This is a genomic window from Staphylococcus ureilyticus (genome assembly GCF_025558845.1).
In the GTDB taxonomy this organism is placed as follows: domain Bacteria; phylum Bacillota; class Bacilli; order Staphylococcales; family Staphylococcaceae; genus Staphylococcus; species Staphylococcus ureilyticus.
Genome location: NZ_CP094825.1, coordinates 1,595,661 through 1,613,182, shown reverse-complemented (window position 1 = coordinate 1,613,182; position 17,522 = coordinate 1,595,661). Strand labels below are relative to the sequence as shown.

The following is a 17,522-nucleotide window of genomic DNA, read 5'->3' as shown; positions in this document are numbered from 1 at the left end:
TGTTATGAAGATGGATTATAGTTATTCATTCATAGCATCTTGTTTTTTTTATATAAAAATTTGAATTCTCGAATTCTCTTATTAATAATGAATGTGTTAAACTAAAGAATGTATGTTTTTAAGATGGGGTGTAAAAAATGAATATAAATCAATTGAAACAAGATGTTATAGACTATGCACATTCAATTGGTATTGATAGTATTGGTTTTACTACTGCTGACCCATTTGATGAATTAAAACAAAAATTAGTTGATTATCATGAAAAGGGCTATGCTTCAGGATTTGAAGAACCAGACATTGGATTACGTACTGAACCCAAATTAACATTACCTACTGCAAGATCTATCATTGCCATTGCTGTTGGTTATCCTAATAAATTGAAGGGTGCACCTAGAAGTGTGCGTGGAGACAGAAGAGGTATGTTTGCTAGGGCATCTTGGGGTCAAGATTATCATTCAATCATGAGAAAACGTTTAGATAAATTAGCTGAGTATTTAGAGACTAGAGTACCAGATGTAGAAATTAAATCAATGGTTGATACAGGTGTGTTGTCAGACCGAGCTGTAGCAGAACGTGCAGGATTAGGTTATGTAGGTAGAAATGGATTTGTTATAAATCCAGATCTCGGAACATGGACTTATCTAGGTGAAATGTTAGTAAGTGTTCCTTTTCCTCCTGATGACCCAATCATTGATAGTTGTGGAGATTGTACAATATGTGTTGATCGATGTCCAACAGGGGCCCTAGTAGGAGATGGCCAACTAAATAGTCAAAAATGTATTAGCTTTTTAACACAAACAAAAGGTTATCTACAAGATGAATATCGATATAAAATAGGTAATCGTCTCTATGGCTGTGATACATGTCAACAAGTCTGCCCAAGAAATCGTGGTATCAATACACAGCATGATGATATTGTATTAGAGCCAGAAATATTAAAACCAAGGTTAGTACCACTATTACAAATGAGCAATAAGGAATTTAAAAATACTTATGGTCATTTAGCGGGCGCATGGAGAGGTAAAAAACCAATTCAAAGAAACGCAATTCTAGCATTAGCACATTTTAAAGAAGAAACTGCGATACCTGAATTACAAGAAGTCGCATTGAATGATCCAAGACCGATGATTAGAGCTACTGCTTTTTGGGCAATTGGACAAATTCAAGGAGAGCAAGCAAGATCATTTATTGAATCACACTACGAGAGTGAATTAGAGGAAGTCCAACATGAGATGATAAAAGGACTAAATATGAGGAGAGAATAAAAAGCATGACCAACCACATTGTATTATTTCAACCACAGATACCTGGAAATACTGGCAGTATCGCTAGAACTTGTGCTGGCACTTACACACATTTACATCTTATAAAACCATTAGGATTTAGTACAGATGACAAAATGCTGAAAAGAGCAGGATTAGATTATTGGGATGCAGTTAATATCAATTATTATGAAAATATAGAATCGTTTTTTGAAACTACGGAAGGTAAATATTATTTATTAACTAAGTTTGGAGAAAAAACTTATTCTGATTTTGATTTTACTAATGAAGATGAAAATCATTATTTTATTTTTGGTAGAGAAACGACGGGCTTACCTGATTGGGTAAAGGAGAAATATAAAGATACAGCTTTAAGAATTCCCATGAATGATAATATAAGATCATTAAATTTATCCAATACTGCTTCTTTACTTATTTATGAAGCATTAAGACAACAAAATTTCCCAAATTTACATTAAAATCTATATTAATCAATGAAAAACGACTTTGACATTTGTATAATATAGTTAAAGCTATAAGTGAGTATTTGAAAATTTAGTTGATTATTAAAATTAAGTAGTTTATGAAGATAGCTTCAAGGGTATTATTATAAATAATGCTAGAACGCGTCTTAAAAGATTAAGAGGAGTGTAATAACTATGGCAATGAACTTTAAAGTTTTAGAAAACGAAAAAAGTGTAGCAGAATATGCTGCAGATATTTTAAGAAAACAGTTTAACAATAATCCAACTACGATAGCAGGTATCCATTTATCTAATGATAATGCACCAGTATTAGATGAATTAAAGAAAAATGTAGATGACCATGCAGTAGATTTCAGTCAAATTAATATATTAGATTATGATAGCAATAAATCATATTATGAAGCGTTAGGCGTACCAGAAGGCCAAATATATGGCGTTTCATATGGTCAAGATACGGAGTCATTTATAAGTGATAAAATCAAAACTAAAGAAAATAAAGGTAAATTGATTACACAAATACTTTCAATTGATACAAATGGTAGACTTAATGTAAGTATTAATCATGGTCTATTTTCTGCAAGAGAAGTAATTTTAGTGATTACTGGTAGTGAGAAAAAAGATGTTGTGCATAAATTATATGAAGAAAATGGTAAAACTTCATTTGAACCATCTGATTTAAAAGCACATCGTATGGTGAATGTTATTTTGGATGAAGCTGCTGCAGAGGGTCTTCCTGAAGATGTTCGTCACTATTTCACTGCACGTTTCGCATAAAATTCAAAATGTGAGGTGTAACCAATGACTAATGATAATGTAAATAAAAAGTCTACCAACCATGATGCAGAACCACAAAATGAAATGGTTGATGATTTTGAAGATATTGTAGAATTGGGCAAAGAAATGGAACAAATTTCAGAAGAAAATGATGAAGATAAATTAGATAAATCACATGATTCTAAAGTACGTTCAGATTTAGATAATTAAAATAGTGAGTTCTTTGTAAGTGAAAAAATTGAAATAAAGTTTAAATTGTTAGTCAATACGTGTGATTTACAATAAAAATTATTAATTCGTTTATAAATACATGGAAGCGTGTAAGTGTTGATCAAATATTAATATTTGATGTCTTACTCGCTTCTATTTTTTTTTATAAATGTAATCAATTTGCCACGTTATTAGTATGTGGTTATATGAATATTAAAAAAACAATGCCAACATAAATTTGATTATGTTATTATTAAGTCATTATTTGAATTTAAGGAGTTATCATTAATATGTTAAGTAACTATTGGAAATATCTCATGATATGTGCGGTAATTGTAAATTTAATTTCTATAAAAGGATTTCCTATGGCCATTGGTGCAATATATTTACCAATCTTGTTTAAAATTATTCAATTACAAATCAACTTGTCACATGGTCTCGTAGATAAAGTCAATGCTTCTACATTTGTAAAAAGTAATCAAACTGGAATCATTATTAGTGTATTGTGTTGTATTGTTATAACAGTATTATTATTTAAACCGCTTGGAGATTTTTATAATAGTTTAACTGGGTTTTTAGGGCTTCTTATCACAGTTAGTCCTGTAACAATGATTATTGGTGCAATACTTTTAATTTTAACTGCAATAGGTATAATACAAGCAGCAAAGATGAAATTTAATGATGTAACAATTACAAAATAATAATGAATGATGTTTAAAACCAGAGACTAAAATTAGTTTCTGGTTTTATTAATAGTTAGTAATTAATTGTTTGAATGTACAAATCAAAGTTAATAATCAGACATTTTTCATTGTCATGAAAACGCTATATTAAAGAGATTGCCCAGTTAAATTAATTAATGCTATACTAAAGTTAAATACATATTGAAGGGGAGATTTTTAAATGTCAGTTAGAATTGAACATGATACATTTGGTGAAATTGAAGTACCTGCAGATAAATACTGGGGTGCACAAACAGAAAGAAGTAAACGAAACTTTCCAGTTGGCAAAGAACAAATGCCAATTGAAGTTGTTTATGGATTTGCTCAATTAAAAAGAGGGGCAGCATTAGCCAATCATGAATTAGGAAAACTAAGTGACGCAAAAAAAGATGCTATTATGCATGCATGTGATCGTATCTTAAACAAAGAATTAGATGAACACTTCCCATTAGTCGTTTGGCAAACTGGAAGCGGTACACAAAGTAATATGAACGTTAACGAAGTAGTGAGTTATGTTGCGAACATGTATCTCAAAGAGCAAGGTAGCGATGAATCAATACATCCAAATGATGATGTGAATAAATCTCAAAGTTCAAATGATACTTTCCCAACTGCGATGCATGTTGCACTATATAATGAAATTGAAGTAAAACTTGAACCGGCATTAAAATCATTACGTGATACTTTTAAAGAAAAAGAAGAAAAGTTTAATGAAATTATTAAAATAGGGCGTACTCATTTACAGGATGCTACACCTATTCGTTTAGGCCAAGAAATAAGTGGATGGCGTTATATGTTAGATAAATGTGAAACATTACTTAGTGAATCAAAAGCCCATATTTTAAATTTAGCAATCGGTGGTACTGCAGTAGGTACCGGTATCAATGCGCACCCAGAATTTGGTGATAAAGTTGCTAAATTTATTTCAAAAAATACAGGGTATCCATTTGTATCATCTGAAAATAAATTTCATGCATTAACTGCACATGATGAAGTCGTTCAATTACATGGTTCGCTCAAAGCATTAGCTACTGACTTAATGAAAATTGCAAATGATGTGAGATGGTTAGCGTCTGGACCACGTGCTGGGCTTGCTGAAATTTCTATACCAGAAAATGAACCTGGTTCATCTATCATGCCTGGTAAAGTCAACCCAACACAATGTGAAATGTTGACGATGGTTGCAGTTCAAGTTATGGGAAATGACACTGTGGTTGGCATAGGTAGTTCACAAGGGAATTTTGAGTTAAATGTCTATAAACCTGTTATTTTGCATAATACATTGCAGTCTATTTACTTATTGGCAGATGGTATGCAAACATTTAATGATAATTGTGCAGTAGGCATAGAGCCAATTGAAGAAAACATTGATAATTATTTAAATCAATCACTAATGTTAGTAACAGCATTAAATCCTCATATTGGTTATGAAAAAGCTGCTAGCATAGCTAAAAAAGCCCACCGTGAAGGTTTAACATTAAAAGAGTCGGCTGTTCAATCTGGATATTTAACTGAGGAACAGTTTAATGAGTGGATTAAACCTGAAGATATGGTTGAACCCAAGTAATTTAAAAAAATAAAGGAATATCAATATCTTTGATTAAAGAAAAAACGTCAATTTCTATTGAAATTGACGTTTTTTCATTTATAAAAGTTTTCAATTACGCTAAACTATTTTTTATATTTATTAGCATCATTCTAGAATTACATTTTTTGTTTACTTCTAGGTTAGAGTTAATAATATTAGGGTTTAAGTTATCATTTCCTTAATATAATCAAAAACTGATTAATAGTTTAAAGTTTACCAATTCTGTTTAAGTCTTCAGCTAATATGATATCGGTCTTCTTGTTGAATGAATGCGTAAGTGTCTACATTTATTGTGACTCCTATTAACAACAATGTTGTGTGTACGATAAAATCTATAAAAAGAATTAGAAATGTAACTTTACATATTTAGATTTCATCATCTAAACTAACTGAAATTTTTTCTTGTGTTAAAGGATGAATAAATTCTATTTTGTAACTATTTAATTGAAGTTGTCTTAACGTCGAATCACCATATAATGGGTCACCGATAACTGGATGTCCAATTTCTGCTAAATGTACACGTATTTGGTGTGTTCTACCCGTATCTAATTTCAAATCGACTTCACATACATTTTCTTTAACCATGCGAGAAGTTAAAATATGTGTAATGGCAGATTGACCTGTAGTAGATACTCGGCGCTTATTCGAGTGAAATTTATCTTTACCTATAGGAGCATCGATGGTTTGTGGTTTTATTGGTAATAAGCTATGTACGTTTGCCTTATAGATACGATCAATTTTATTTTCCTCTAACATACGGTCGAGGATTTTTTTCATTAAAGGATTTTTGGCAACTATTAAAAGACCAACTGTCTCTTGATCTAAGCGATGTATTGGTTCTACATAATCACTTTTAATGGTATATATCACATGATTCATTAATGTATTACTTTCTTTTAAATCATTGGGATGCGTTTTAACCCCTTTAGGCTTCATAACGATGGCTAGATCATTGTCTTCATAATAAATTTGTGCAAATCGATAGCTTGGTAAATAATTACTCTTTTCATCTGGTGTTGGAATATAAACATGGTCGCCGGCATAAACTTGTGACGTAAGTTTTGCATTTTTATCATTGACTTTAATCTCTTTTGACATATTTAAATTGTGTAAATCTTTTTTTGGCAATTGTAATTGCTGGAAAATTTCTCTTAGTGTTAATGCATTATAATTTTCTGGGATTTGAAATTTCATAATATCCTCCTCTTTGACCAATTATTATCATACCATAAACACGCTGTTAAAAATATTAGACCTTGCGATTGATTTAATAATTTTTCATATTATTTAAGTCCAATTAAAAAGGAATTATTTATCTATTTTTAAATGCTTAACAAACTTGTATAATGTATGTAAATAGTGTTGTTAAAGAATGGACTGGTTAAATGGAAAAACCGACTAGATTAGCATTATTAAAAGAAATTGCTGAATTTTTAAATGAAGAAACAGAAACATATAGTATGCTACAAGGCGCATTGAAATCATTAATTGATGGAAGTGAATTTACAACGGGGTGGATTTTTTTCATTGATGATGTGGGGCAGCATGAACTCGTATCATATAATGGTTTGCCAGGCGCATTGGAAAATAACCATTGTCAGTATATGCGAAAAGGAACGTGTTGGTGTGTTCAAGCATATCAAAATAAGAAATTAACGAAGGCTTCAAATATTATAAATTGTTCGAGAATTAATTTAGCGAATCGAGCTTATCATGAAGAAACTGATGGTATTACACACCATGCTACAGTTCCATTAAGATCTGGTGAAGAGCAATTTGGATTACTCAATGTTGCAACGCCTTATACGAGGAGATATAGCGCAGAAAATTTAGAGTTGTTAGAATCTGTTGCATTACAAATTGGATCAGCGATAAAAAGAATTTTGTTAACAGATCAAGAAAAAGAAGCTGCGCGTATAAGTGAACGCAATAGATTAGCAAGAGATTTACATGATTCTGTAAACCAAATGCTTTTTTCTGTTAAGTTGACAGCACATGCAGCATTAGGAATGACACAAGAAAATGTTTCTCGTAAAGCATTTCAAGTGATTGAAGATACGAGTCAACAAGCAGTTAATGAAATGAGAGCTTTGATATGGCAATTAAAACCCGTTGGATTAGAGCAAGGATTAGTTAATGCGTTAAAACAGTATAGTAAGTTACTACAGTTAGAGTTAGTCGTTAAAGTAGATGGTTTGATTAAGCTGCCAAGTCAAATCGAAGAAAATGTTTATAGAATTGTTCAAGAAGCAATGAATAACACAAAAAAACATAGTGAAACCACTCAAGTTCGGTTAGATTTAGTTCAAGATGATAATTATTTATTGGTAACGATTGCTGATTTTGGGAAAGGTTTTGATAAACATAAATCAAACCTTCATCACTCACATGGTTTAAATAATATGAAACAACGGACTAAACAGATAAGTGGTAAATTGACAATTGAAGGTGAACCAAACAAAGGTACAAAAATTCATATCTCAATACCGTTATAAAGTGTCGAAAGGAAGGTCAAGATGAAGCGAATCATTTTGGTAGATGATCACCATATCGTAAGGCAAGGTTTAGAATTTCTATTATCAACAGTTGATGATATAGAGGTTGTTAAAGGTTTTTCAGATGGCAAATCATTTTTAAAATATTTAGAAGCGCATGAATTACCTGATATCGTATTATTAGATTTAGTGATGCCCAATATGAATGGAATAGAAATCACTGAAATTATGAAGCAAAAATATCCAGAAGTTAAAATATTAGTGCTAACCAGTTATGTAGACGATGAACATGTGATTTCGGCAATTGATAAAGGCGCCGATGGTTATGAAATGAAAGATGTTGAACCTGAGAAGTTGATTAAAACAATTAAAAACGTGCTGTCAGGTGAAAAAGTTATCCATCCACAAGCTCAAAGCGTTATGGAGTCAGTAAGTAGTAAACCACACTATACAAATAAACTATCTAAACGTGAATCTGAAGTCTTGACAGAAATGGCAAAGGGTAAAACAAATAAAGAGATTGCGGAAACTTTATTTGTCTCAGAAAAAACTGTTAAAACCCATGTCAGTCACATATTCGCTAAATTGCAAGTATCCGATCGCACACAAGCGGCGATTTATGCTATGCAGAATAATCTTATATAAATTATTAGATGTTATGTAAATATTATTTTACATAGCATTTTTTTGTCGTGTATATACTTTTGTTTCAAAATGTATAATATTACTATATAATGTAGCTAATAAAAATAAAGGGGGATGTTGTTATGAAGACTAAAAATCTTTCATTGAAAATTGTTATAGCGTTAATACTCGGTATAGCAATAGGGTCTATATTTAACATGTTTGCTCAATCAAGTTTTGTGATCAACGTTGATAAATATTTCTTTAACGTGATTGGGCAAATTTTTCTAAATTTAATTTTCATGTTAGTAGTGCCTGTTGTGTTTGTTTCAATTGTATTAGGTGTAGTAGGGGTAGGTGATCCTAAATTATTAGGTGGTATTGGGTTAAAAACGATTAGTTTCTTTTTAACTACTACTGCAATAGCAATTATAATTGGGATTACTTTAGCTTTAGTTTTACAGCCGGGTGAGGGGAAATCAGATTTATTAAAAAGTGAGGATGTATCAAGTTATCAAAAAACATTAGATAAAGAGGATAATTCACAAAGTTCTGCAGCCAATCAATCATTTGATCAAACATTGATTAATCTATTTCCTAAAAACCCGTTACAAGCTATGAGTGAAGAAAATATGTTGCAAATTATTACATTTGCTATTTTCATTGGGATAGGTTTGATTATGGTTGGTTCGAAAGCTGAAGGGGTTTACCGGCTATTTGAGCAAACCAATGAAGTTTTAATGTATATTGTAACGATGATCATGAGCGTGTTTGCACCTATTGGTACTTTTGGTCTTGTTGCACATGCGTTTACAGGAGCAGGGTTTGGAGCTATCCAACAACTTGGTATGTATTTCTTTATAGTGTTGCTTGCGCTATTTATCCATTTCTTTGTTATATATGGTTCAGCAGTGAAGTTTATAGCTAAATCAAGTCCACTGAAATTCTTTAAAGATTTTCTTCCGGCAATTACACTTGGTTTCAGTGCCTCGAGTTCTACTGCCACTTTACCAGTGTCGCTTAAATGTACTAAGAATATAGGTGTTAGACCAGAAGTAGCATCTTTTGTACAACCTCTTGGCGCTACAATCAACATGGATGGTACGGCAATCATGCAAGGTGTTGCAACGATATTTATTGCACAAATATCTGGGGTAGAGCTTTCATTTATGCAAATTATAACTGTTGTAGTCATCGCTGTAGTAGCATCCATTGGTACTGCAGGTGTCCCTGGGGTTGGACTGATAATGTTAGCAATGGTTTTAAATGCCGTTGGATTGAATCCAGCAGCAATTGGTATTATCTTAGGTATTGATAGATTGTTGGATATGACGAGAACATCTGTCAATATTACAGGTGATGCTGCATGTGCACTAATCATTTCAAAAGCTGAAGATAAAAAATTAGCTGCTAAAAATGAAAGTTAATTAAATAAGAGATATAAATTAAAGATATTTAAAATTTGAGAGTGGCCCTAACATTGAAATATGCTGGCCACTCTTTTTTGTGATACGTGAGAAGTGTTGCAAATGAGTTGTTGATTTATAAAATTTTTTTCTTAAAAAATAAACCATCACTATGATAGTTTAGTATTAGATTAACCTGATAGATGACTTATTAAGAATGAAGTACATTGTACAATTCTACAAATTTTTTACCATCTTTTCTAGGAACCTGATCAAATAGCCAAGGCTCTCCATCAGACTCCATAATCGTTATTCTAAAAGGAGTTAAAGATAGACCAAATTTAACACTTTGAAGTTCATTAAAAGGGAATAAACTTTTGATTTCATGATTTTCAATTATTCCTTTTGCTTTAAACGTAATTTTATCATTATATAACGTCAATATGCCTGGAATCATTTGCGCATTAATAAATTTCATAGAAGCACTGATAGAAATTAGTTCTGTTGAAGAATGATTATTCAAAGAAACATCCCCTTAAAATTTGTTTTAGTTAATATATCATTTTGCATAGTGTTATTCAAATTCGTGTTCATTAACAAAAAAGAAAAGTAGTGAATGATATCTATATTTCAACAGATATCAATTCACTACTTATTTGATGAACTACATTTTAATAAGCGCGATTATTTTAACGTGTCGTAATAAAGTTAAATAGGGGTGTAACCTTTAAAATTTACATATTGATAGGCCTGTTTTACTTCAGCCTCGGTAGGTGCTGTTATTTGATCTAAAGCATAAGTTAAACCTAGTGATTGCCATTTATGCACACCTAATTGGTGATATGGCAGTATTTCAAAGCGCTCAACGTTGTCGAGTGAATTTATAAATTCGCCTAACCGTATCAAATCTTTTTTATCATCTGTGAGTCCTGGCACTAGTACATGTCTTATCCAAACGGGTTGATTTTTAAGAGAAAGTGTTTTAGCAAAGTTTAATATATGTGTATTAGGTTGGCCAGTTAATTTGTTATGTTTCAAATTATCAATATGTTTAATGTCTAATAATATTAAGTCTGTAAACTTTAGCAAAGCATCTAATTGCTTTTCAAAAGTATGTGTATTTTTCGCTGTACCAGCTGAAGTGTCAATGCAGGTGTGAATATCATGTGCTTTTAATGATTGAAATAAGGCGGTTAAAAATTTGATTTGTAATAATGGTTCACCGCCACTGACTGTCACGCCCCCACCTGATGCATCGAAATATGGTTTGAAAGGAGTTATTTCATTTACCATTTCCTCAACTGTGACTGCGCGTGTATAATCATTTATTTTCCAAGTATCGGGATTATGACAGTATAAACATCTTAATAAACACCCTTGAGTAAATAATATATATCGTAGTCCTGGACCATCAACGGTACCCAAACTTTCAACAGAATGCAAATGTCCTTTTAGCATATAGAGGCCACCTTAAATTCAAATTACATTTTTTCATGGAAAGTACGTGAAATAACATCTAATTGTTGTTCGCGTGTTAATTTAATAAAGTTAACCGCATAACCAGATACGCGAATCGTTAATTGTGGATATGCTTCAGGATGTTCCATTGCATCTAGTAACGTTTCCCTATTAAACACATTAATGTTTAAGTGGTGTCCGTGTTGCATAGCATAGCCATCCAACATACTTGTGAGATTTTTACATTGATCATTACTTTCCTTACCTAGTGATTTTGGAACGATACTAAATGTATTGGATATGCCGTCTTTACAACAATCATAAGGTATTTTTGCAACTGTACTTAATGATGAAAGTGCACCTTTTTGGTCGCGTCCATGCATTGGGTTTGCACCTGGTGCAAAGGGCTCTCCGGCTTTACGTCCATCTGGTGTATTTCCTGTCTTTTTACCATATACTACATTTGATGTTATCGTTAACACACTCATCGTATGTTCTGAATTACGATAAGTTTTATGACTACGTAATTTTGTCATAAAGCGCTCTACAAGGTCGATTGCTAAATCATCAACACGTACGTCATTATTACCATATTTTGGGAAATCACCTTCGATTTCAAAATCTGTTACAACGCCATTTTCATCACGAATAGGTTTTACTTTTGCATATTTGATTGCAGATAATGAATCTGCAGCAACAGAAAGGCCAGCTATACCTGTAGCCATTGTTCTAATGATATTTGTATCATGCAGTGCCATCTCAATACGTTCATAACTATATTTATCATGCATATAATGGATGACATTAAGTGAATTAATATATACTCCAGCTAACCAATCCATCATTTTATCAAATTTTTCAAATACCTCATCGAAGTCGAGTACTTCTGATTTTATACTTTCATATGATGGTCCGACTTGTTGACCTGATTTTTCATCTATGCCACCATTGATCGCATATAATAATGTTTTTGCTAAATTAGCACGAGCACCAAAAAATTGCATTTGTTTTCCAATCGTCATAGCAGATACACAGCATGCAATACCATAATCATCACCATAAGATTCTCTCATTAAGTCATCATTTTCATATTGAATTGCGCTTGTTTTTATACTCATTTTTGCACAATATGTTTTAAAATTGTCAGGTAGGCGAACTGACCATAATACTGTGAGGTTTGGTTCAGGTGCTGGACCTAAATTATCTAGTGAATGTAAGAAACGGAACGAGTTTTTAGTTACTAATGCACGTCCATCAATACCTACACCTCCAATTGATTCTGTTACCCAAGTAGGGTCACCAGAAAATAATTCGTTATAATCAGGTGTTCGAGCAAATTTAACGATACGTAATTTCATAATAAAATGGTCAATGATTTCTTGTACTTCACGTTCTGTAATCAATCCATTGTTTAAATCTCTTTCAGCATAGATATCTAAAAATGTTGAAGTACGGCCTAAGCTCATAGCTGCCCCGTTTTGTTCTTTAATTGCGGCTAAATATGCTAAGTACAACCATTGTACTGCTTCTTTAAAGTTATAGGCTGGGCGACTTAAATCAAATCCATAAATATTACCTAATGTTTTTAATTCATTTAATGCTCGGTATTGTTCAGACAATTCTTCGCGTAATCGGATGACATCTTCTGACATTTCTTTAGACATATTGTTGAAATCTTCCATTTTTTTCTGCATTAGGAAGTCTACACCATATAAAGCGACTCTGCGATAATCTCCAATAATACGTCCACGGCCGTACGCATCTGGAAGTCCAGTAATGATTCCAGCCTTTCTGCAATTTAACATCTCTTTGGAGTATGCATCGAATACTCCTTGGTTATGCGTTTTACGATAGTCAGTAAATATTTTTTCAGTTTCACTATTTAACTCATAACCATACGCTTCACAAGCTGCTTTGGCCATGCGAATACCACCAAAAGGTTGCATCGAACGTTTGAATGGTTTATCGGTTTGGACCCCAACAATGCTTTCTAATTCTTTATTTAAATAACCTGCCTCGTGTGAAGTAATGGTAGAAGGAACTTTTGTGTCCATGTCCCACATGCCACCGCGATTACGCTCTTCTTTAGATAATTGCATGACTTGATCCCAAAGCTGAGTTGTTGCCTCTGTGGGACTTGCTAAAAATTGATCATCACCTTCGTACAATGTGTAATTGAGTTGAATAAATTCTCTTACATCTACATGATGTTGCCAGCGACCTTTTTTAAAATCATTCCATGCTGTGGATTGCATATTATTTTCTTTTAACATATCATTACCTCCAAAAGTATGTTATTTTATTTCACAATAATTATATCATTTGTTTTGTTAAAAAAATCACAAAGTTTTTGAATAATTTTAATCTAAAATGTGAAAGCTTTTGGAATCTGTATTAAAAAGTAATACACTTAATATCAATTGTAGTTCTGTTATAGAACAGTTTTTAATGTGTATATAATGATATGTCATATACAAAACAATATATAAAGTAGATTGGCAAAAGTGTTTAGTAAAAAGTGAAAACAACCATAAATTAAAGTTAAGTAGTGTTGATAGGTTGAGGAATTATAATTATTTAATAGCACAACTTAACGAAGACACATTGATATACTATTAATTTTTTAAGAAGGGATATTGTAAAAGTTAAAATTAAAGAAAGTAAGTAAGATGCTTAAAAATATCAAAGTTTCTTTTTAAAGTTGTTGAGATTGCGTTACGCTTCGAATAAAAAGACCTGAGGCAGATATCGGTCTCAGGTCTTTTAAAGTTTTTAATTAAAAACAATAGTCTTACTACTCGCAGTGACAATTACCTTATGCAGCACATGATATTCGACAGCTTGAGCTAACACACTTGATTCAACATGCCGACCAATTTTACGTAAATCTTGTACATTGTACCGATGATTAATTCGTATAACGTCTTGATCTATGATAGGGCCCTCATCTAAATCAGAAGTAACATAATGACTTGTTGCTCCGACCAATTTGACACCGCGTTCCCATGCTTGTTTATAAGGGTTAGCACCTATAAATGATGGTAGGAATGAGTGATGAATATTGATGATTTGGTTTGGATAGTGACTGACAAAATGGTCGGATAGTATTTGCATGTATTTTGCTAAAACAATGAGTTCAACTTGATGCTCAGAACAAACATCTAGTATTTTTCTTTCCACAATCGCTTTATCTTCGTTGCTCGGTATGTAATAAAAAGGAATATGAAGCGTTTCTGCGAATTGCCTATTGTTTTCATGATTACTAACGATACACACAATTTCGGCAGGCAATTCATTTCTGTTAACACGTAATAAAATTTCGTTGAAAGCATGATCTTCCTTAGAAACAAAAAGTGCTATTTTTGTATGTTGTTGATTGTCAAAGAGTTTAAAATCTATTTGATGTGTTTGCAACGTTGTTTCTAAATCTTCTTTCAATGAAGGCACATTTTCAAATTCCAATCGTAAATATAATTGACCTGTATCATTTGATGAATGGTCATATTCTGTAAAATGGTCTAAATGTAGAATATTAGAATCATATTGAGCAATTTTATTAGTAATTAGTGAAGTAATACCGACTTTATCTGTACAAGTTGCAAGTAATATATATTTCTCTGTCATTTTTTTACACCTCAATTATCAAAGTAACCCTGATTATAATGAAAATTCTGAAAAATGCAAACAAATGATTAATTTCGATTATTTAAGGCAAATGGTATGCCAAAAAGTAAAATTTAAGATATAATAATAAATGGTGTTTTTATATCAAAAGAGTAATAAGTGAAAAATATAATCACATTTCATACTTGTTATACGCTTACAGTAAAAGTACTAAAAATGTTTAAGTTAATTATAAGATATAAGATTGATTATTTAGATAATTTCGCAAATAACAAAAAACAACGAAAATATCATTTCGCTCTTTTATTTTATCGCAAATTGTATTAAGATGTAATTTGTGTTTCAAGAAACGTGTATTATTGCAATTTCTTGTGTCCGGATAAAATATTCTTTTATGAAAGGTAGATTAAAGTAATGGATAGACAGAATTTTACAGATTTAATTCAAACAAAATTTAAAATGGTGCGCATCGAAGCGGGTTATACGCAAGATACGATGGCACAAACAATTGGTCTTTCAAAAAAGACACTAGTACAAATTGAAAAAGAGAGAGTATTGCCAAACTGGACAACATGTGTGTCAATTTGTGCATTATTTAGAGATTCTGATGTTCTAAATAGTACTTTCGGATGCGACCCATTAGAAATGGTACAAACAATTTCACGTAACCATTGTGCGTATCCAAATCATTCTACAACAAGTGATATATATTGGAACACAGTTGATACGCGTAACGGCTATATTTTACAAAGCAACAAAGTAAGTGATATCTACCGTGTACTAAATCAGGAAACACAACCTATTTTTGGTACTTCTAAATTAAGAGAAGCTGAAACATATTTTGGTAGAGTTTCTAAAGAAGAATTAATGCACGTATAAATAAATGTACTGTGTGATAGAAAAATCATTATTTATAACATTAACTAAAAAAGTTATGGCGTATATATTGAATGGTTTAGTCACTATAGTTAATTGAAATTGGTCTTAAACTAATACAGTTTTTGAACCTTATTAAAAAGATACATCATTGTAAGAGCGAACATTGGAAATCAAATGTTGATTGGTTTCTAAATCGCTCTTTTTTTATTTCTGAATTTATACTAACAAAATAAACATACTAGCAGTCCATGCTTGCAAACAATTTTGTTTAGGAAATAACAAATAGTATACACATTTTTTTGATATATGTTATACAATGTAAAAATGACTGATATGAATGTACCTTCAGTTTATAACAAATTTTATTTGAAGGAGAATTAACTATGCACGCTTTTTTAATAATTATAGCGATGATGATTATTGGAGCAATAATAGGTGGCGTCACAAATGTAATTGCTGTAAGAATGTTATTTCATCCGTTTAAAACTTATTATATTTTTAATAGACGAATTCCTTTTACACCCGGGTTAATACCAAAAAGAAGAACAGAAATTGCAGATAAAATTGGACAAGTTATTGAAGAACACTTATTAACTGAAACGTTAATTAAGTCAAAATTAAATGCACCTAAATCAAGAGAAGCAATCGAATCACTAATCTTAAAACAGATCCAAAAATTAAAAGCAGATCATACGACAATTCAATCGTTGACGAAAAATTTCGATGTTGATGTTGTACAGTTTACTAATGATAAAATGTATTCAGTTATCAATAATAAATTAGAACAATATTATGCTGAACATAAAGAAACCATTATAAATCAACTGATTCCTTCAGATATTGAAGAAAATATTGATTCAAAGGTAGATGGGGTGCCTGAGTTATTATTTGAACGCGCACGTGTTTATCTTAAATCGGAAAAAGGTGCTGCTGATATAGCATCTATGTTAGATACTTTCTTTAATGAGAAAGGTAAAATCGTAGGTTTGCTACAGATGTTTATGACAAGAGAAAGTATTGCAGATCGAATACAACATGAATTGATTAGATTAACAAATCACCCCAAAGCTAAAGCAATTGCAAAACAGATTATTGAAAATGAATACGCTACATTTAAATCAAAAGCGTTAGTAGATGTCATCAATGAAGATCAATTCGACTCGCTTAAGGTAACGGTTACCGAATTACTAATAAACTATGCAAACATAGATAGTATATCGAATCGACCATTGAAAGAATTAATGCCAGAATTTATAACATTCTTAGAAACAAAAATTTCAAAACAACTTACGGAATTAATTATTGATAAAGGATCTAAGCATATTTCTCCAATCATGAAAAAAGTTAACCTAAGACAAATGGTTGAAGAACAAATAAATTCATTTGATTTAGCATATATTGAACGTTTAATCATAGATATTGCAAATAAAGAATTGAAATTAATTATGCTTTTAGGCTTTCTATTAGGTGGCATCATAGGTTTATTACAAGGCATAATTGCAATTTTTGTATAACATATTAAATTATGTTATTGTAATATCGATGTGGTTATAACACATATACAAATAAAGGAGTGAAGCACAGTGGCAGTAAATTTATACGATCATGCAAATCAATTAGAACAAGCTTTAAGAGAAAGTGATGAATATCAAGCAATACAAAAAGCTTATGCTAAAGTAAAAGAAAATGATGAATCAAAAGCACTTTTTGATGAATTCCGCGAAACACAATTAAACTTCCAACAAAAACAAATGCAAGGTGAAGAAATTGGTGAAGAGGAATTACAAAAAGCTCAAGAACAAGCACAAAAAATCGAAAATGATTCTAACATTTCAGAATTAATGGCTGCTGAGCAAAACATGAGCCAAGTATTCCAAGAAATTAATCAAATCATTGTTAAACCTTTAGATGAAATTTACGCTGACTAATTAATTAATCAGAATGATTATTTTAAAAGTAATCTAAAGTTCTTATAAAAATTTAAAAATATTTAAT

The 17,522-nt window shown here is 31.4% G+C and carries 17 protein-coding genes; 12 read left to right on the top strand and 5 right to left on the bottom strand.

Going from position 1 to position 17,522, the window contains the following annotated elements; translation table 11 throughout:
• The first annotated feature begins 137 nt into the window (after nucleotides 1-137).
• The 6 genes from queG to fumC all read left to right on the top strand — a co-directional run bounded on the left by queG (nucleotide 138) and on the right by fumC (nucleotide 5,020).
• A complete protein-coding gene (queG, locus tag MUA21_RS07900; protein ID WP_046207639.1) occupies nucleotides 138-1,265 on the top strand; it encodes a tRNA epoxyqueuosine(34) reductase QueG in 1,128 nt (375 codons plus the stop codon).
• Nucleotides 1,266-1,270: 5 nt separating this feature from the next.
• Nucleotides 1,271-1,741: a tRNA (uridine(34)/cytosine(34)/5-carboxymethylaminomethyluridine(34)-2'-O)-methyltransferase TrmL gene (gene trmL, locus MUA21_RS07895; protein WP_073341552.1), complete on the top strand. Its 471-nt coding sequence runs from the start codon at nucleotides 1,271-1,273 to the stop codon at nucleotides 1,739-1,741.
• 180 nt (nucleotides 1,742-1,921) lie between these two features.
• Nucleotides 1,922-2,521 carry a sugar phosphate isomerase family gene (locus MUA21_RS07890; protein ID WP_046207637.1) on the top strand — a complete coding sequence of 200 codons (600 nt, stop codon included), beginning with the start codon at nucleotides 1,922-1,924 and terminating at the stop codon, nucleotides 2,519-2,521.
• A 24-nt stretch (nucleotides 2,522-2,545) separates the two neighbouring features.
• The gene (locus MUA21_RS07885) at nucleotides 2,546-2,731 is read left to right on the top strand and encodes an SAS053 family DNA gyrase inhibitor (protein ID WP_073341554.1); all 186 of its coding nucleotides are present in this window, start codon (nucleotides 2,546-2,548) and stop codon (nucleotides 2,729-2,731) included.
• Between the two features lie 290 nt (nucleotides 2,732-3,021).
• Complete coding sequence (locus MUA21_RS07880) at nucleotides 3,022-3,432, top strand: hypothetical protein (RefSeq protein ID WP_046207635.1); 411 nt, start codon at nucleotides 3,022-3,024, stop codon at nucleotides 3,430-3,432.
• Nucleotides 3,433-3,634: 202 nt separating this feature from the next.
• Nucleotides 3,635-5,020, top strand: coding sequence for a class II fumarate hydratase (gene fumC / locus MUA21_RS07875; RefSeq protein ID WP_262561022.1), 1,386 nt, complete (start codon nucleotides 3,635-3,637; stop codon nucleotides 5,018-5,020).
• Between the two features lie 387 nt (nucleotides 5,021-5,407).
• On the opposite strand, the gene MUA21_RS07870 is transcribed toward fumC, so the two are convergent.
• Nucleotides 5,408-6,235: an RluA family pseudouridine synthase gene (locus MUA21_RS07870; protein WP_070658777.1), complete on the bottom strand. Its 828-nt coding sequence runs from the start codon at nucleotides 6,233-6,235 to the stop codon at nucleotides 5,408-5,410.
• A gap of 191 nt (nucleotides 6,236-6,426) precedes the next feature.
• Between MUA21_RS07870 and MUA21_RS07865 the strand changes: the two genes are divergently transcribed.
• The 3 genes from MUA21_RS07865 to MUA21_RS07855 all read left to right on the top strand — a co-directional run bounded on the left by MUA21_RS07865 (nucleotide 6,427) and on the right by MUA21_RS07855 (nucleotide 9,587).
• Nucleotides 6,427-7,536, top strand: a complete 1,110-nt coding sequence (locus MUA21_RS07865; protein ID WP_073341559.1) for a GAF domain-containing sensor histidine kinase — start codon at nucleotides 6,427-6,429, stop codon at nucleotides 7,534-7,536.
• A 21-nt stretch (nucleotides 7,537-7,557) separates the two neighbouring features.
• The gene (locus tag MUA21_RS07860; protein ID WP_073341562.1) at nucleotides 7,558-8,181 is read left to right on the top strand and encodes a response regulator; all 624 of its coding nucleotides are present in this window, start codon (nucleotides 7,558-7,560) and stop codon (nucleotides 8,179-8,181) included.
• A gap of 122 nt (nucleotides 8,182-8,303) precedes the next feature.
• Nucleotides 8,304-9,587: a dicarboxylate/amino acid:cation symporter gene (locus tag MUA21_RS07855; protein WP_262561021.1), complete on the top strand. Its 1,284-nt coding sequence runs from the start codon at nucleotides 8,304-8,306 to the stop codon at nucleotides 9,585-9,587.
• 190 nt (nucleotides 9,588-9,777) lie between these two features.
• On the opposite strand, the gene MUA21_RS07850 is transcribed toward MUA21_RS07855, so the two are convergent.
• The 4 genes from MUA21_RS07850 to purU all read right to left on the bottom strand — a co-directional run bounded on the left by MUA21_RS07850 (nucleotide 9,778) and on the right by purU (nucleotide 14,648).
• Entirely contained in the window at nucleotides 9,778-10,089 is a 312-nt protein-coding gene (locus MUA21_RS07850) for a hypothetical protein (RefSeq protein WP_226861012.1), read from the bottom strand.
• A gap of 185 nt (nucleotides 10,090-10,274) precedes the next feature.
• Nucleotides 10,275-11,024, bottom strand: coding sequence for a pyruvate formate-lyase-activating protein (gene pflA / locus MUA21_RS07845; protein ID WP_107526284.1), 750 nt, complete (start codon nucleotides 11,022-11,024; stop codon nucleotides 10,275-10,277).
• A 23-nt stretch (nucleotides 11,025-11,047) separates the two neighbouring features.
• Nucleotides 11,048-13,297: a formate C-acetyltransferase gene (gene pflB / locus MUA21_RS07840; RefSeq protein ID WP_262561020.1), complete on the bottom strand. Its 2,250-nt coding sequence runs from the start codon at nucleotides 13,295-13,297 to the stop codon at nucleotides 11,048-11,050.
• Between the two features lie 499 nt (nucleotides 13,298-13,796).
• Nucleotides 13,797-14,648: a formyltetrahydrofolate deformylase gene (gene purU, locus MUA21_RS07835; RefSeq protein WP_262561018.1), complete on the bottom strand. Its 852-nt coding sequence runs from the start codon at nucleotides 14,646-14,648 to the stop codon at nucleotides 13,797-13,799.
• A 414-nt stretch (nucleotides 14,649-15,062) separates the two neighbouring features.
• On the opposite strand from purU, the gene xdrA reads away from it, so the two are divergent.
• The 3 genes from xdrA to MUA21_RS07820 all read left to right on the top strand — a co-directional run bounded on the left by xdrA (nucleotide 15,063) and on the right by MUA21_RS07820 (nucleotide 17,455).
• Nucleotides 15,063-15,527, top strand: a complete 465-nt coding sequence (gene xdrA, locus MUA21_RS07830; RefSeq protein WP_262561017.1) for an XRE family transcriptional regulator XdrA — start codon at nucleotides 15,063-15,065, stop codon at nucleotides 15,525-15,527.
• A 383-nt stretch (nucleotides 15,528-15,910) separates the two neighbouring features.
• Nucleotides 15,911-17,041: a DUF445 domain-containing protein gene (locus tag MUA21_RS07825; RefSeq protein ID WP_262561016.1), complete on the top strand. Its 1,131-nt coding sequence runs from the start codon at nucleotides 15,911-15,913 to the stop codon at nucleotides 17,039-17,041.
• Nucleotides 17,042-17,110: 69 nt separating this feature from the next.
• Entirely contained in the window at nucleotides 17,111-17,455 is a 345-nt protein-coding gene (locus MUA21_RS07820) for a YlbF/YmcA family competence regulator (RefSeq protein ID WP_019468127.1), read from the top strand.
• Nucleotides 17,456-17,522 lie beyond the last annotated feature (67 nt).

Excerpts from the sequence above, each read along its gene's own strand:
- queG (WP_046207639.1), top strand. The coding sequence starts at position 138 with ATGAATATAAATCAATTGAAACAAGATGTTATAGACTATGCACATTCA.
- trmL (WP_073341552.1), top strand. The coding sequence starts at position 1,271 with ATGACCAACCACATTGTATTATTTCAACCACAGATACCTGGAAATACT.
- MUA21_RS07890 (WP_046207637.1), top strand. The coding sequence starts at position 1,922 with ATGGCAATGAACTTTAAAGTTTTAGAAAACGAAAAAAGTGTAGCAGAA.
- MUA21_RS07885 (WP_073341554.1), top strand. The coding sequence starts at position 2,546 with ATGACTAATGATAATGTAAATAAAAAGTCTACCAACCATGATGCAGAA.
- MUA21_RS07880 (WP_046207635.1), top strand. The coding sequence starts at position 3,022 with ATGTTAAGTAACTATTGGAAATATCTCATGATATGTGCGGTAATTGTA.
- fumC (WP_262561022.1), top strand. The coding sequence starts at position 3,635 with ATGTCAGTTAGAATTGAACATGATACATTTGGTGAAATTGAAGTACCT.
- MUA21_RS07870 (WP_070658777.1), bottom strand. The coding sequence starts at position 6,235 with ATGAAATTTCAAATCCCAGAAAATTATAATGCATTAACACTAAGAGAA.
- MUA21_RS07865 (WP_073341559.1), top strand. The coding sequence starts at position 6,427 with ATGGAAAAACCGACTAGATTAGCATTATTAAAAGAAATTGCTGAATTT.
- MUA21_RS07860 (WP_073341562.1), top strand. The coding sequence starts at position 7,558 with ATGAAGCGAATCATTTTGGTAGATGATCACCATATCGTAAGGCAAGGT.
- MUA21_RS07855 (WP_262561021.1), top strand. The coding sequence starts at position 8,304 with ATGAAGACTAAAAATCTTTCATTGAAAATTGTTATAGCGTTAATACTC.
- pflA (WP_107526284.1), bottom strand. The coding sequence starts at position 11,024 with ATGCTAAAAGGACATTTGCATTCTGTTGAAAGTTTGGGTACCGTTGAT.
- pflB (WP_262561020.1), bottom strand. The coding sequence starts at position 13,297 with ATGTTAAAAGAAAATAATATGCAATCCACAGCATGGAATGATTTTAAA.
- purU (WP_262561018.1), bottom strand. The coding sequence starts at position 14,648 with ATGACAGAGAAATATATATTACTTGCAACTTGTACAGATAAAGTCGGT.
- xdrA (WP_262561017.1), top strand. The coding sequence starts at position 15,063 with ATGGATAGACAGAATTTTACAGATTTAATTCAAACAAAATTTAAAATG.
- MUA21_RS07825 (WP_262561016.1), top strand. The coding sequence starts at position 15,911 with ATGCACGCTTTTTTAATAATTATAGCGATGATGATTATTGGAGCAATA.